This is a genomic window from Rhizobium sp. BK275, assembly GCF_014193555.1.
Classification (GTDB): domain Bacteria; phylum Pseudomonadota; class Alphaproteobacteria; order Rhizobiales; family Rhizobiaceae; genus Rhizobium.
On the sequence record NZ_JACHZL010000004.1, the window covers coordinates 44,303 to 58,527 of the forward strand.

13 protein-coding genes are annotated in these 14,225 nt (G+C 61.0%); 5 read left to right on the plus strand and 8 right to left on the minus strand.

The genetic code is table 11. The annotated features are described in order from the left end of the window. Window positions 1-272: 272 nt before the first annotated feature. From metF to FHT82_RS13660, 4 genes are all read right to left on the minus strand, one after another. Window positions 273-1,175 carry a methylenetetrahydrofolate reductase [NAD(P)H] gene (gene metF / locus FHT82_RS13645; protein ID WP_183731148.1) on the minus strand — a complete coding sequence of 301 codons (903 nt, stop codon included), beginning with the start codon at window positions 1,173-1,175 and terminating at the stop codon, window positions 273-275. Continuing rightward, on the minus strand, window positions 1,176-2,201 hold the full coding sequence (locus FHT82_RS13650; protein ID WP_183731151.1) for a metalloregulator ArsR/SmtB family transcription factor: 1,026 nt from the start codon (window positions 2,199-2,201) through the stop codon (window positions 1,176-1,178). It abuts the gene before it with no gap. Between the two features lie 157 nt (window positions 2,202-2,358). Further along, window positions 2,359-4,008: an energy-dependent translational throttle protein EttA gene (ettA, locus tag FHT82_RS13655; protein ID WP_183731154.1), complete on the minus strand. Its 1,650-nt coding sequence runs from the start codon at window positions 4,006-4,008 to the stop codon at window positions 2,359-2,361. 108 nt (window positions 4,009-4,116) lie between these two features. Then, on the minus strand, window positions 4,117-4,854 hold the full coding sequence (locus FHT82_RS13660) for a ribonuclease (RefSeq protein ID WP_183731157.1): 738 nt from the start codon (window positions 4,852-4,854) through the stop codon (window positions 4,117-4,119). 157 nt (window positions 4,855-5,011) lie between these two features. Between FHT82_RS13660 and FHT82_RS13665 the strand changes: the two genes are divergently transcribed. The 4 genes from FHT82_RS13665 to FHT82_RS13680 are packed head-to-tail and all read left to right on the plus strand — an operon-like array spanning window position 5,012 to window position 9,831. Beyond that, window positions 5,012-5,956 (plus strand): alpha/beta hydrolase, encoded by a 945-nt coding sequence (locus FHT82_RS13665; RefSeq protein ID WP_183731161.1) that lies wholly within the window; start codon window positions 5,012-5,014, stop codon window positions 5,954-5,956. A gap of 1 nt (window position 5,957) precedes the next feature. Then, on the plus strand, window positions 5,958-6,914 hold the full coding sequence (locus tag FHT82_RS13670; protein ID WP_183731164.1) for a DMT family transporter: 957 nt from the start codon (window positions 5,958-5,960) through the stop codon (window positions 6,912-6,914). A 45-nt stretch (window positions 6,915-6,959) separates the two neighbouring features. Further along, window positions 6,960-8,159 (plus strand): CaiB/BaiF CoA-transferase family protein, encoded by a 1,200-nt coding sequence (locus tag FHT82_RS13675; protein ID WP_183731167.1) that lies wholly within the window; start codon window positions 6,960-6,962, stop codon window positions 8,157-8,159. Between the two features lie 13 nt (window positions 8,160-8,172). Next, window positions 8,173-9,831 (plus strand): thiamine pyrophosphate-binding protein, encoded by a 1,659-nt coding sequence (locus tag FHT82_RS13680; protein ID WP_183731170.1) that lies wholly within the window; start codon window positions 8,173-8,175, stop codon window positions 9,829-9,831. A 59-nt stretch (window positions 9,832-9,890) separates the two neighbouring features. On the opposite strand, the gene FHT82_RS13685 is transcribed toward FHT82_RS13680, so the two are convergent. The 3 genes from FHT82_RS13685 to FHT82_RS13695 form a co-directional block, all read right to left on the minus strand. Then, complete coding sequence (locus FHT82_RS13685) at window positions 9,891-10,235, minus strand: RidA family protein (protein WP_183731173.1); 345 nt, start codon at window positions 10,233-10,235, stop codon at window positions 9,891-9,893. Between the two features lie 72 nt (window positions 10,236-10,307). Then, window positions 10,308-10,646, minus strand: coding sequence for a TIGR01244 family sulfur transferase (locus tag FHT82_RS13690; RefSeq protein ID WP_183731176.1), 339 nt, complete (start codon window positions 10,644-10,646; stop codon window positions 10,308-10,310). Between the two features lie 86 nt (window positions 10,647-10,732). Continuing rightward, a complete protein-coding gene (locus tag FHT82_RS13695; RefSeq protein WP_183731179.1) occupies window positions 10,733-11,569 on the minus strand; it encodes a DUF4432 family protein in 837 nt (278 codons plus the stop codon). A 255-nt stretch (window positions 11,570-11,824) separates the two neighbouring features. Here FHT82_RS13695 and FHT82_RS13700 point away from each other — a divergent pair, with 255 nt between their 5' ends. Continuing rightward, window positions 11,825-13,213 (plus strand): L,D-transpeptidase, encoded by a 1,389-nt coding sequence (locus tag FHT82_RS13700; protein WP_183731182.1) that lies wholly within the window; start codon window positions 11,825-11,827, stop codon window positions 13,211-13,213. A gap of 139 nt (window positions 13,214-13,352) precedes the next feature. On the opposite strand, the gene FHT82_RS13705 is transcribed toward FHT82_RS13700, so the two are convergent. Further along, window positions 13,353-14,063 (minus strand): ParA family protein, encoded by a 711-nt coding sequence (locus FHT82_RS13705; protein ID WP_183731185.1) that lies wholly within the window; start codon window positions 14,061-14,063, stop codon window positions 13,353-13,355. Window positions 14,064-14,225: the final 162 nt, after the last annotated feature.

The following is a 14,225-nucleotide window of genomic DNA, read 5'->3' on the forward strand; positions in this document are numbered from 1 at the left end:
GCACAAGAAGCGCTTCCCAACCAACACATTTCCGACATATTATTAGCCGGTTAGCGCGAGGAGGCAGACATGGGACTTACGCAATCCTTGAATGTCCTGTTGGTCAGTGCAGCGTTCGCATTCGTCGTATCCATGCTCTTCATTTGAGCCGATGCGAGGCGTCAAAAACTGAGATACCTACACTCCTGAATGATAAATAACCCCGAACACTGAAAAGCGCATGCCCCGCCCGGCCATGCGCTTTTCTTTTGTCGAAAACGATATGTCGCGGGTCAGGCTGCCGCGCCGGCGCTCCTGACCGTCTGGCGCGAGAAACCGAGATTGTCGAGAACTGCCGAAACCAGCGGCGCACGGTTCATCGTATAGAGATGGAACTCGTGCAGACCCCGGCGGATGAGATCCTCGATCTGTTCGGCTGCAACCTCGGCTGCGACCTTGGCGCGCTCTTCCGGCTTGTCGTCATATCCGGCGAAACGCTCGTCGAGGAAAGCCGGGATGACCGTGCCGCAGGCACCGGCAAAGCGCTTCAGTTGCGTCAGGTTCTGGATCGGCATGATACCAGGCACGACAGGGATTTTGACACCGGCGGCGCGCACCTTGTCGAGATAACGCTCGAAATTGTCGTTATCGAAGAAGAACTGCGTCAGCGCGCGGTCGGCGCCGTTCTCGGCCTTCTGCCTCAGCATGTCGATATCAGCCGCCTGATCGCGGCTTTCCGGATGCTTTTCCGGATAGGCCGAGACGGAGATCTCGAAATCACCGATCTGCTTGAGGCCGGCCACCAGTTCCGCCGCATTGGCATAACCGCCCGGATGGGGTTGGTAGGGCGCACCGACGCCACCCGGCGCATCACCGCGCAACGCAACGAAATGCGTAACACCCGCCTTGCGGAAGCTGTCGACGACCTGATGCGTCTCTTCCTTCGTGGCGCTGACGCAGGTGAGGTGCGAGGCGGTCGCCAGCGGCGTGTCGGCCAGAAAGCGCGTGACCGTGGAGAGCGTCGGCGCCTTGGTGGTGCCGCCGGCACCATAGGTCACCGAGACGAATTCCGGGTTCCAATCCTGCAGATCGCGGACGGTGTTCCAGAGCTGGCCCTCCATCTCCTCGGACTTCGGCGGGAAGAACTCGAAGGAGATCGCGATATCGCGGCGGCGGGCGTCGTTTTTCTGGGTCATTTATTCTCTCCCGGCAAATGTAGGTATCGCGCCTTCGCTCTCCAGCGAAGCCATAAGGCGCCTCGGGTCGCGCGCCAGCCAGATCGTGACCGTAAGGCCCTTCTCCCCCTGCTGACCCGGATGAAGGTCGACGACCTGCTCGACATCCAGCCCCGCCTTGCGCACCCAGTCCGACATGGCCTGATGCGAAAAGCCAAGACGGACATGGGCATGTTCGTCGCGAAGATATTCGAGGCTGTGCGGCGCGAGATCGATGATGACGAGGCGCCCGCCCGGCCGCAGCATGCGCGCGGCTTCCGTGATTGCAATATCAGGCTGATCGAAGAAGTGCAGCACCTGATGGATCGTTACCAGATCGAAGTCCTGCCCCTCGAACGGCAGGTTCAGGATATCGGCATGGCGCACCGAAGCCGTCGTGATCCGCGACTTGTCGAGATTGGCGCGCGCCACGCTCAGCATGTCGCGGCTGGCATCGACACCGATCGCCCGGCGATAACGACCGGCCAGAAGCTCCAGCATGCGGCCAGTGCCGGTGCCAAGGTCGAGCAGGGAATCGATCGGGTTGGAGCCCAGCAGCTTGATGACGGCAGCATCCACCTCTTCGTCAGCGGCGTGCAGACGGCGAAGCTCGTCCCATTCGGCGGCGTTGCGGCTGAAATAGGCCTGCGCCCGCTCGGCGCGCTGCCGCTTGACGGTGGCAAGGCGCTCACCGTCACGCTGAACGACGGGGTCGTTTTCGGAGACATGCTTCAGCAGCGCTCGCACAAGCGCGGCTGCCTTGCCTTCGTGCGCCAGGCGGAAATAGGCCCAGGCGCCTTCCTGATAACGGTCGATCAGTTCTGCCTCGCCAAGCAGCTTCAGATGCCGGGAGATGCGGGGCTGGGATTGACCGAGAATTTCCGTAAGATCGGTGACGGTGAGATCGCCCGCCGCCAGCAGCGCGAGGAGCCGCAGGCGCGTCGGTTCGCCTGCCGCCTTCAAGACGTCCACCAGCGCATCCAGTCCAAGCCTTAAGGGTTCGCTCATATTCTACCCAATCAAGATATAAAGATATCTTTATGTGATTTGGATAATGGAGGCAAGCGGCATTTCACCGATTTGCGAAATTGCCTATGGTGATAACGACAGCAGACATCAAAAAAGCCCCGGACCAGCCGGGGCTTCGAAATGCACGAAAAACCGATTAGCGTGTCAGACGCTTGTGAGCCTGGCTGCCGGGGTTGAGGGCGTCGGGGCCAAGACGGCGAACCTTGTCCTGTTCATAATCCTCGAAGTTGCCTTCGAACCACTCGACATGGCCCTCGCCTTCAAACGCGAGAATATGCGTGGCCAGACGGTCGAGGAACATGCGATCGTGGCTGATGATGATGGCGCAGCCGGCAAATGCTTCCAGCGCGCTTTCCAGAGCGCCCAGCGTTTCCGTATCGAGGTCGTTGGTCGGTTCGTCGAGCAGCAAAACATTGCCGCCGGCCTTCAGCATCTTGGCAAGGTGAACGCGGTTGCGCTGACCACCCGAGAGGTTGCCGACCTTCTGCTGCTGATCGCCGCCCTTGAAATTGAAGGCGCCGCAATAAGCACGCGAGTTCATGTCGAACTTGCCAAGCTTGATGATTTCCGCACCACCGGAGATTTCCTCCCAGACGGTCTTGTTGCCGTCGAGCGCATCGCGGCTCTGGTCGACATAACCGAGATGCACGGTCTCGCCGATACGGATCGAACCGCCATCCGGTTTTTCCTGGCCGGTAATCATCTTGAACAGCGTCGTCTTGCCGGCGCCGTTCGGGCCGATGATGCCGACGATGCCGCCCGGCGGCAGCTTGATCGACAGATCGTTGATCAGCGTGCGGCCCTCGAAGCCCTTGGTGATGCCGTCCATCTCGATGACCACCTGGCCGAGACGCTCGCTGACCGGGATGATGATCTGCGCGTCGCCAGGACGCTGCTTCTCGGCGGCCTCGACCAGCTGTTCGTAAGACTTGATACGCGCCTTGGACTTGGCCTGACGGGCCTTCGGGCTGGAGGCGATCCATTCCTGTTCACGGCTGATGGCCTTCTGGCGGCCTGCCTCTTCGCGGTTTTCCTGCAGCATGCGCTTGGCCTTCGCCTGCAGGTAGGCCGAGTAGTTGCCTTCGTACGGAATGCCACGGCCGCGGTCGAGTTCGAGGATCCATCCGGTGACGTTATCCAGGAAGTAGCGATCGTGGGTGATCATCATCACGGCGCCCGGATAGTCGCGCAGATGCTTTTCGAGCCAGGCGATGGTTTCGGCGTCCAGATGGTTGGTCGGTTCGTCGAGCAGCAGCAGGTCCGGCTGCGACAGAAGCAGGCGGCAGAGCGCGATACGACGGCGCTCACCGCCCGACAGCGTCGTGACATCGGCGTCGCGCGGCGGGCAGCGCAGGGCTTCCATCGCCATCTCGACCTGGCTTTCCAGATCCCAGAGGTTCTGGCTGTCGATGATGTCCTGAAGCTTCGCGCCCTCTTCCGCCGTCTCATCGGAATAGTTCATCATCAGTTCGTTGTAGCGCTCGACGATCGCCGTCTTGGAGGCAACGCCTTCCATGACGTTCTCGAACACCGTCTTGTTGGGATCGAGCTTCGGCTCCTGCTCCAGGTAGCCGACTGTCGCACCTTCGGCGAGCCAGGCTTCGCCGGTATATTCCTTGTCCTGGCCGGCGATAATGCGCAGCACGGTGGACTTACCGGCGCCGTTCGGACCCAAGATACCGATCTTGGCATCGGGGTAGAAGGAAAGATGGATGTTCTCGAGGATCTTCTTGTTGCCATAGGCCTTGTTGAGGCCGGACATGTGATAGATGAACTGACGTGCCATGCTGGGATGCTCCGGGCGGAAACTTGAAATCGTGGCCGCTATGTAGGCGAAACCACGCCCTGGAGCAACGCCGAAACCCTGTTTCGTCAGGATTTCGGCGTGTTTCCATCAGAAGCCGGCAGCATCCACAATGCCTTCGTCACAGCCGAAGGACGTCTGCCCTGCCCCCTGGATAAGGCCGCCGAGGCCCTTCTCCTTCGCTTGCGCCGAAACGGCATCCTGCGAAAGCCCGATCGTCAGCTCGCTGATCACTCTGATATTGCCGACGCGGCGGCAGCTCATTTTCACGCGGTCGCTGGCACCGGCGCCGAAGCTCTTATCGAAGGCGGCCTTGATCGCATCGGCCTTCAGCACCTTGCCGACATTAGCGGCGAAGAGATCGCGCACGGCCGAAGCATTGAGTTCGCCCATGAGGTGAATGGCGGTGGCGAAATAATCGTCGGCGCTCATCTTCGTGCAGGTGCCGTGCTTAGTCCATTCATGCCGCTCGAGCCCCGATTGCGTGCCAGGCATCGCCTTGTCGAGCGCGGTCTTCGTCTCGGGAGAGAGGGCTACGACCGGCAGGCTCGTCCATTGACCGTCCTTGTCGGCGGCTTTCTGGTCGGCGGGTACACCGCAATAGTCCTGCCGCATCGGCCACAGACCGTGGAGGGAAAAATTGGTGGCGTCATAGCGGTCGCCGCCCTGGCTGGCGCATTCCGCCTTCTTCTGGTTAGTCTGGCAGAAAGCCGGCTGCCAGCTTGCCGCGAGAATGAAGCGTGTGCGCCCGCTTTCCTGCGCGGATACGGAACCGACTGACGATAGCGAAAGAAAGAGGATGGAAACCGAAAGGAAAAACTTGCCCATTGATAGCCCCGACAAAGAACAATACAGGAACAAACAAGCATGAAGCCGAAGATTGCGCAACCCTGAATCGCAGCAAAGTCGCGCTTTCCCATGTATGAGGAGAACCGCAATATTGCATTTGCCCCGCGATCTGGTCTTTTGGGCGCGGGAGGAATGCATGTTTTCCGAGACATTGCGGCTTCAGAATGCCGGAGCTTCGCTTGCGTGCCATCACCAGCCTGCAGAGGGCCAGGCGCACGCTATCCTGATGATTTCACATGGTCTTGCCGAACATTCCCGCCGTTACTGGCACTTTGCCGAGGCCATGGCGGCAAGAAGTTATCACGTCTATGCGCATGACCATCGCGGCCACGGCGAGACAAGCGCACCCGATGCACCGCTCGGCCGCTTCGCAAGACGGGACGGCATAGAGCGCGTCGTCAATGATATCGCCGCCGTGCATGACTTTGCCACGACCCGCCACCCCGGCCTGCCCGTCATCCTCCTCGGCCACTCGATGGGCGGCCTGATCGCGCTCAATGCCGCCGCCGACCTCCCCGGCCGTTTCGCAGCCCTTGCCCTCTGGAATTCGAATTTCGCGGTTGGACTTTCTGGCCGCGCCGCACAGGCGATCCTACTTACCGAGCGCATGCTCAAAGGCTCGGATGTGCCAAGCGACATGCTGCCGAGGCTGACATTTGCCGCCTGGGGCAAATCCGTTCCCAATCACCGGACGGAATTCGACTGGCTGTCGCACAATCCGGCCGAGGTCGATGCCTATATCGCCGATCCGCTCTGCGGCTTCGACCCCTCGGTATCGCTCTGGCTCGATGTCTTCGCCCTCACCTTCCGCGGCATCGAGAAGGAGCGGATCGCGAGGCTGCCGAGAGACCTGCCGATCCATCTGGTCGGCGGCGGCCAGGACCCGGCAACCATCTATGGAAAAGCCGTCCTCTGGCTGTCAAAGCGTTTGAGACGTCAGGGCTTTTCCGGTATCAGCACGGAGATATATCAGGACATGCGGCATGAAACGCTGAACGAGATCGGCGCGCAAACGGCAATTGCGGATTTCGCCGGCTGGTGCGACGCGGCGATCCGCGCGATCCCGAACGAAAGGATCTGAGATGACGAGCACGAGTTCCATACGCCATCCCGCCGCCTCCGAGGTGACGTTCGGCCTGCTTTTTATGTTCTTGTCGGTGATGATCTCGCCGCTGATCGACATCTTCTCGAAGCTCGCGACCGCAACGATCTCGTCCACCGAAGTCGCCGGCTTCCGCTTCGTCATCCAGTCGCTCACCATGCTGCCTTTCGTTTTCCTGCGCGGCGCGAAAATCCAGTTTTCGGTGAAGCAGAGTTGGTATCATGCCATCCGTGGCGCCATGGTCACCATTTCGATGATCTGCTTCGTCACGACGCTGAAGGTCATGGCGGTTGCCGATGCCATCGCCATCTTCTTCGTCGAGCCGATCATTCTCACGATCCTCGGCAGCATCTTCCTGAAGGAGACGATCGGCTGGCGGCGCTACAGCGCCTGCGCCGTCGGCTTCCTGGGCGCCCTGCTGATCATCCAGCCGAGCTTCGAGCAGGTCGGCTATATCGCTTTGCTGCCCGTCGTCAGCGCCTTCTGCATCGCCGTTTTCGCGCTGATGACGCGCGTGCTGTCACACCGGGAGGACCCCTGGGCCATGCAGTTCCAGACCGGCCTCTGGGGCATCTTCTTCTGCGCCGTCATCCTCTTCATCGGCCATGGCAGCGGCTCCGACATCATCGATACGGCCCTGCCCGATCTTCCAGCCTTCGGTTACCTGCTCGGCACCGGCATTGCGGCGGCGATAACCGGCATCCTCGCCGCTTACGCCTATCGCGCCGCCCCGGCCTCGACGCTGGCGCCGCTGCAATATCTGGAAATCGTCTCGGCCACGGTCTTTGCCTGGCTGGTCTTTGCCGATTTCCCGGATGCGCTGAAATGGGTCGGCATCCTGATCGTCATCGCGTCCGGCCTCTACATCATCTGGCGTGAGCAGCGCTTTGCTTCCAAACCCGTATCCGATACATCTGAGGCAACGCGGGCGCCCTGAAATCCGATAGCCATGGAAGCAGCCCGGGAGGAAACTGGGAAGAACATGACGCAGGACGTGAAGAAGAAGCCGCCGCTTGCGGGCATCCGGGTCATCGAGCTTGCGCGCGTGCTCGCCGGCCCTTGGGCGGGACAGATGCTGGCTGATCTCGGCGCCGACGTAATCAAGGTGGAAAACCCCGATGGAGGTGACGACACCAGGCATTGGGGGCCGCCCTTCGTCGAGGGCGCGGATGGCGAAAACCTCTCGGCCGCCTATTATCATTCCGCCAATCGCGGCAAGCGCTCCGTTACCGCAGACCTGAAAAGCGAAGAAGGCCAGTCGCTGGTGCGCCGCCTCGTCGCCACTGCCGATGTGCTGATCGAGAATTTCAAGCTCGGTGGCCTCGTCAAATACGGTCTCGACTATGAGAGCCTGAGGGCGATCAATCCGCGCCTCGTCTATTGCTCCATCACTGGCTTCGGCCAGACCGGCCCCTATGCCAGTCTCGCCGGCTACGACTATATCGTCCAGGGCATGTCGGGTTTCATGTCGATAACGGGTGAACCGGATGGGCAGCCGATGAAAGCGGGTGTCGCGATTGCTGATATCTTCACCGGCATCTATGCGGTCTCGGCGATCGAAGCCGCCCTCATCCATGCCCTGAAGACGGGTGAAGGCCAGTTGATCGACATGGCGCTGCTCGATGTGCAATCGGCAGTGCTTGCCAACCAGAACATGAACTATCTGGTTTCCGGCCGCGCGCCCGTGCGCCTCGGCAACGCGCACCCGAATATCTCGCCTTATGAGGTCGTGCCGGCGGCTGACGGCTATCTCATCCTCGCCGTCGGCAATGACGGCCAGTTCCGCCGGCTGTGCACCATCCTCGGCCTCGTCATCGGCGATGACGAGAACTTCGCGACCAACAAGGCCCGCGTCGCCAACAGAGATGCAGTGCGCCGGATGGTCTCCACCGAAACGCTGAAATGGCAGAAGGCCAATCTCCTGAAGGCCTGCGAGGACAATGCCGTGCCGGCAGGTGCCATCAACACGATCGAGGAAATGTTTGCCGATCCGCAGATTACCGCGCGCGGCCTGCGCATCGATCTGCCGGACGCCGCGGGCACCATGATCCCCGGCGTGCGCACTCCGGTCGTCTTGTCGGAAACGCCACTGCGCTACGAGCGACCAAGTCCGCGCCTCGGCGAACACAACGAAGAGGTTCTGGCCGAACTTCAGGAATGGGAGAGGAAGACATCGCCTTGAGAAGGAAATGGCCATGAAGAGGACAGGCGGGCAGTTGATCGTCGAGGCCCTGAAGGCAAATGGGGTCAAACGCCTCTCCTGCGTGCCGGGAGAGAGCTTCCTTGCGGTGCTCGATGCGCTGCATGACAGCGATATCGAGGTCATCGTCTGCCGTCAGGAAGGCGGGGCGGCGATGATGGCCGATTGCTGGGGTCGGCTGACCGGCGAGCCCGGCATCTGCATGGTCACCCGCGGTCCAGGTGCAACCAATGCTTCTGCCGGCCTGCACATCGCCAGGCAGGATTCGATCCCGATGATCCTCTTCATCGGCCAGGTGCAGCGGGAGGCGCGCGAACGCGAAGCCTTCCAGGAAGTCGAGTTCCGCCGCGCCTTCACCGAGTTTGCCAAATGGGTCGGCGAGATCGACGATGCCGCCCGCATCCCCGAATTCGTCACCCGCGCCTTTGCGATCGCCACATCCGGCCGCCCGGGTCCGGTTGTGCTGACGCTGCCGGAAGACATGCTGCGCGACGAGGTGGAGGCCCCGAAAGCGAAGCGCTACACCCGCGTCGAGGCCCATCCGGGCCGCAGCCAGATCGACGATCTCTATCTGCGCCTTCTGAAAGCCGAGCGGCCGATGGTCATTCTCGGCGGCACGCGCTGGGATGCCGATGCGGTTGCCGATTTCCAGACCTTCACCGAACGCTTCAACTTGCCCGTCGGCTGTTCCTTCCGTCGTCAGATGCTGTTCGACCACCTGCATCCTTGCTACGCCGGCGATGTCGGCATCGGCATCAATCCGGCGCTGGCGAAAGAGATCAAGGAGGCCGACCTGCTGATCCTGCTCGGCAGCCGCATGTCGGAAATGCCCTCCTCGGGCTATACGCTGCTCGATATCCCCTACCCGGCCCAGTCGCTCGTCCACATCTATCCGGACCCGTCGGAACTTGGCCGCGTCTACCGCCCAGACATTGCTATCTGCGCCAGCCCCATCGATTTCGTCCAAGCACTTGCCGATCTCGAAGCCCCCGCCGAGCCGCGCTGGGCCGAACGCACCGCGCGTATGCATCAGGCCTATCTTTCTTGGTCGAAGCCCCCGGCAACAGGTCCGGGCGCCGTCCATATGGGGCCGGTCATGGAATGGCTGGAGGCCAATACCAAGCCGGACACGATCTTCACCAATGGCGCCGGCAACTACGCCACCTGGGTGCATCGCTTCCACCGCTTCCGCCGCTTCAACACGCAGGCAGCGCCGACATCGGGCTCCATGGGCTACGGCCTGCCGGCCGCAGTCGCCGCCAAGCAACTCTTCCCCGATCGGGACGTCATCTGCTTTGCCGGCGACGGCTGCTTCCTGATGCACGGACAGGAATTTGCGACCGCCGTGCACTACGGCTTGGCGATCATCACGGTCGTGGTCAACAATGGCATCTACGGCACGATCCGCATGCATCAGGAACGCGACTATCCGGGCCGCATCAGCGCCACGGATCTCACCAATCCGGATTTTGCCGCTCTCGCCCGCGCCTATGGCGGCCATGGCGAGACGGTGGAAAAGACCGGGGATTTCGCACCGGCCTTCGAACGCGCGCGCGACAGCGGCAAGCCGGCAATCATCGAAATCAAGCTCGATCCCGAGGCCATCACGCCGACCCGCACTCTCTCGGAAATCGCCCAAACAAAAAGCCGATGAGTCTGTGAACCAATCTGGTTCACACTTCACCGGCTTTGATTGGTCGATCGTTAGCGCTCTTAGTCGAGAGCAGCCGTGACGATGAACTCGACCTTGTACTTTGGCGCAGCGAGCTTGGCTTCACTGGTGGCGCGGGCCGGCGGGTTTGCCGGGTCGATCCAGCCTTCCCAGATGGCGTTCATCTCTGCGAAGTAAGCGATGTCGGAGAGATAGATGATCGTCTGCAGGATCTTGGATTTGCTGCTGCCGGCAGCGGCGAGCAGGCGGTCGACTTCGCCGAGTGCCGACTTGCACTGATCGGTAACGCTTTCGCCTTCGCCGACCTGGCCGGCGAGATAGACGGTGTTGCCGTGGATGACGGCACCGCTCATGCGGGCGCCGATGTCGATACGCTTGATGCTCATCGTGTTCTCCTGTTCATCAAATGAAAGACGCCGCTTTCGGGCGGCGTCGGATTATGTCCGGACGGGACCGGATCAGGCGCGGATGTGGTGCGTCTTCTGATAGATCGCCGTGGAGCGCGCGCCGGAGCGGCAGTAGCCGAGCATCGGGCGCTCGAATTCGTCGAGCGCATCGACCATGCCCTGCACGGCCTCCTCGGTCACGCCCATCGGTCCAACCGGTACATGCGTGATCTGCAGGCCAAGCTCCTTGGCGCGGGTTTCGATGACGGCAAAGGGCGGTTGATCAGGGCTTTCGCCATCCGGACGATGGCAGACGATAGACTTGAAGCCGAGCGCCTTGATCTCATCGAGTTCGTCAACCGTGATCTGGCCGGAAACGGAGTATTCATCGTCGATCTGGCGGATATCCATCGTCTCAATCTCCTCGAAAATGGTGGGCTGAAGGTCTACGACGCGTCCTGTCAAGCGTCAACACGTCTTCGTCGAACGCTCCTTCATTAGACGAAAGCGAAACGCAGGCCATAGCTGCGGCTTTCACCAGATTTCAGCCAGTTGAACTCGCCGGCCGCTTCCAGTTCATCGCGCAGCACCCAGCGGTGCGAGACTGGCTCGATACCGACGATATGCGCCGGTGCCTTCTGGTTCCGCCAGATCTGCAGATGCGGCAGCGTATCGGCGCGGAAACGCACCCTCAACGTCTTGCCGCCAGTCGCCGCAATCGGCCCGAGCCGGACTTCGGCAAAGCTCTCCTCGGTGGCCGGAGCCTCGACGCAGAAGATACCGCCCGGCTCCTCGCCGAAAGTCCAGGGAAAACCGCCGCCCTCCAGCATCCGGCCTTCGAGCCGTGTCCCCGCATCCAGCCATTTGCCGCCGATGTTCATATGATACATCAGGAAGGTCGGCACGGTCTCATTGCTCGTATTGACGATGCGATCCTCCAGCGAAACCTCGCCGGTGGCCCCGTCGATCCGCCACAGCCGCTCGATGCGCTGCGGCAGCCCCTCCACCGTGGTGATATCGATATCGGCGCGGCATTCGGCATTGCCGTTCTCCAACGTCGTCCAGAGTACCTTGGCCGGATGGCCGGAGGCAGAGCCGTGCAGCGGATAGATCCTACCGTCCGTGCCGGGAATTGGCTGGCGGTGACGGATATGATCGGGACCGCAGGTAAAGAGGAAGCCTTCCAGCGAATGATCGATTCGCGGATCGCCGTCGTCGGGGATGGCCCGCTTGGGCGCGATGTCGACGCCTTCGACGATGCAGCCGGCGATATCCAGCACCGATGTTTCGTCCAGCATCAGGCGCGGCCCGGTTGCGGCGGCAAATTCGATCATCGGCTGTCCTCCCAGGGAATCTTGGTTGCGGTAGGGTTAGGTCGTGCGGCCACCCTCGTCAATCGGGACCGATGAGATGGCCGGGGAGTACCATAACTGACGACCTCACAGGAACGTCATCTTCGCGCAAGCGTTTACGAGTAAACGCAAAACACCGTTGTTTTTATGTTTTGTTCAGCACGGCTTAAGAAATTCCACACTAGCGTCAAAATTCGCAGGTGTGTGTCTGCCGAGCCACTGATCGAGGTGTGAGACGTGAATCGCTTTATGAAATCGGCCCTTTCTTTTTCGGCCATGTTTTTGGCGCTTGCTGCTTTCACGCCGCAGCAGGCCGACGCGCAGCAATATGGACGCAACAGAAGCGATATCGTGCTGGTGACGCCGAGCGGCGAAATCCTCGACTACGTCCCGCCGGGCCGCGGCTTCGTCTATGCCCAGGACTATCGCGGCAACCGCGTGCTGATCGATCGCTACGGCAACATCATCGCGACGGAAATGCGCGCTCGCGGCTACTACTCGCCCCGCACGACACGTGAGGCTTCCAACGCTCCTTACAACAACGATCCCTATTATCCTGATGGTAACGGCTACGGCGATACGCGCTATTCCGAGCGCGGCCCGGTAACGGGCTCCATCCCGCGTGACGTGGCCATCGAGCGCGGCCCGCTCGAGGAGCAGGCCTATCCCGGCGATCCGCAGGGCCAGGACGACTATGCCGCGATCGAGCCAGACCAGCAGATCCCACCGGCCGACGAGCTCCGCCAGGCACCGCCGGAGCCGGTGATCACGCTCAAGGACAAGTCCAAGCCGGAAATCGTGGCGCTTCAGGTGTTTCTGGATCGCGCAGGCGTTTCGCCCGGCGTCATCGACGGCCACATGGGCTCCAATGTCACCAAGGCGATTTACGCCTATGAACAGATGACCGGCACCAAGCTCGATCCGAATAATACGGACGCAATCCTCGAAGAGCTGCGCATGAATGGCGGTCTGCCGGTCGTGAACTACACGATCACGGATGCGGATGCCGCCGGTCCCTATGTCGCGCAGATCCCGGAAGACTATTCGCAGAAGGCGCTCCTGCCCTCGCTCGCCTATACGACTGTGACGGAAGCGCTCGCCGAACGTTTCCACATGGATGAGAATTTCCTGAAGGAGATGAACCCCGGCGCGAACTTCACCATTCCCGGTACTGTTATCAAGGTCGTCAATCCCGGCGACAACAAGAAGGGAGCAGTCGCAAAGATCCTCGCCGACAAGGGCCGCAAGCAGGTCTTTGCCTATGACGACGCCGGCAACCTCGTTGCCGCCTATCCCGCCTCTATCGGCTCCACGGACACGCCCTCGCCTTCTGGCACGGTGACAGTCGAGCGCGTCGCCTTTAACCCTGGCTACACCTACAATCCGAAGATCAATTTCCAGCAGGGCACAAACGACAAGATCCTCGACATTCCGCCCGGCCCGAATGGCCCAGTTGGCACGGTCTGGATGGCGCTTTCCAAGCCGACCTACGGCATCCACGGCACGCCCGACCCCTCTAGGATCGGCCGCACCCAGAGCCACGGCTGCATCCGCCTGACAAACTGGGATGCGACGGAGCTTGCCAAGATGGTCAAGCCCGGCGTGACGGTCGAATTCGTCGATTGAGGACGTCTATTCGCCTGGTGTCTCCGCCGGGCGCTCGCCGAACTGGATGAGGAGCAGCAACTCCACCTGCTTGTAATCTCAAATAGGAAAATGCCCCGGCACAAACCGAGGCATCAATTCTTCTATCGAGATGTTGCGATCAGGCAGCGCTGCGCATCGCGTTTGCCAGCCGAACAGCAACTGGAAGCCGGCCCGGCACCTTGCGAATGATTTCCTCTGCGAAACAGAGGGCATTTTCACGGGCCTTGTCGAGATTGCTGACGCGCATCGGATCCATCGTATGCAGCGTGCCGCCGCAATCGAAGATGTCGCGGAATGCAGAGCGTTCGATGATGGCCGTATCGAGAACCGGCACATGGCGCTCGTTCAACAGCGCCTTGACGAGCTGCAGCGCGCGGGTGGTGACCATGGAGTTCACACGCGTCAGCACGACCGAATGGCCGATCTTGATGCTTGCCTTCTCCTCAAGATACTGCAGGAGTTCGAGAACCTGGGCGCCGCCGCGGGCATCCATGGCGCAGCCCTGGATCGGAATCAGGACATGGTCGGAGAGACCGACGGCTGTTGCCAGCAGCGGATTGCGCGCACCCGGCAGATCGATGATGAAATAATCGGTATTCTGCCTGTTTTCGCTGATGTGCTGCGGCAGTGAGGCGGTCGTTACGAAGTCGATGACGCTGATGTTAGGCACATGGCCGGAGATTTCGTGCCAGCGGGAAATCCAGTGCTGCGGGTCGGCATCAAGGATGGTGACACGGTAGCCCTGACGGGCAAGTTCAGTGGCAAGCAGCAATACGGCTGTGGTCTTGCCGGCGCCGCCCTTGGTATTTGCGAATGTGATGACTGGCATATTCTTAGTCCTCGAAGGCGAGTGGCGCGCGAGCCGGCATCGCTCGTTGTTAATCGCACCGTCGGTGCATCGTGCGGTTAACCCATCCTTTCCAATCGTGGTTAACAAACTGTTAACCGGACCCGCTGAAATTGCGGCCTGCATTTTTCACATCATCAGAAA

Coding starts and splice junctions, on each gene's coding strand:
- FHT82_RS13675 (WP_183731167.1), top strand. CDS start 6,960: ATGACGCAGGACGTGAAGAAGAAGCCGCCGCTTGCGGGCATCCGGGTC.
- FHT82_RS13665 (WP_183731161.1), top strand. CDS start 5,012: ATGTTTTCCGAGACATTGCGGCTTCAGAATGCCGGAGCTTCGCTTGCG.
- FHT82_RS13660 (WP_183731157.1), bottom strand. CDS start 4,854: ATGGGCAAGTTTTTCCTTTCGGTTTCCATCCTCTTTCTTTCGCTATCG.
- FHT82_RS13705 (WP_183731185.1), bottom strand. CDS start 14,063: ATGCCAGTCATCACATTCGCAAATACCAAGGGCGGCGCCGGCAAGACC.
- FHT82_RS13680 (WP_183731170.1), top strand. CDS start 8,173: ATGAAGAGGACAGGCGGGCAGTTGATCGTCGAGGCCCTGAAGGCAAAT.
- ettA (WP_183731154.1), bottom strand. CDS start 4,008: ATGGCACGTCAGTTCATCTATCACATGTCCGGCCTCAACAAGGCCTAT.
- metF (WP_183731148.1), bottom strand. CDS start 1,175: ATGACCCAGAAAAACGACGCCCGCCGCCGCGATATCGCGATCTCCTTC.
- FHT82_RS13695 (WP_183731179.1), bottom strand. CDS start 11,569: ATGATCGAATTTGCCGCCGCAACCGGGCCGCGCCTGATGCTGGACGAA.
- FHT82_RS13670 (WP_183731164.1), top strand. CDS start 5,958: ATGACGAGCACGAGTTCCATACGCCATCCCGCCGCCTCCGAGGTGACG.
- FHT82_RS13650 (WP_183731151.1), bottom strand. CDS start 2,201: ATGAGCGAACCCTTAAGGCTTGGACTGGATGCGCTGGTGGACGTCTTG.
- FHT82_RS13685 (WP_183731173.1), bottom strand. CDS start 10,235: ATGAGCATCAAGCGTATCGACATCGGCGCCCGCATGAGCGGTGCCGTC.
- FHT82_RS13690 (WP_183731176.1), bottom strand. CDS start 10,646: ATGGATATCCGCCAGATCGACGATGAATACTCCGTTTCCGGCCAGATC.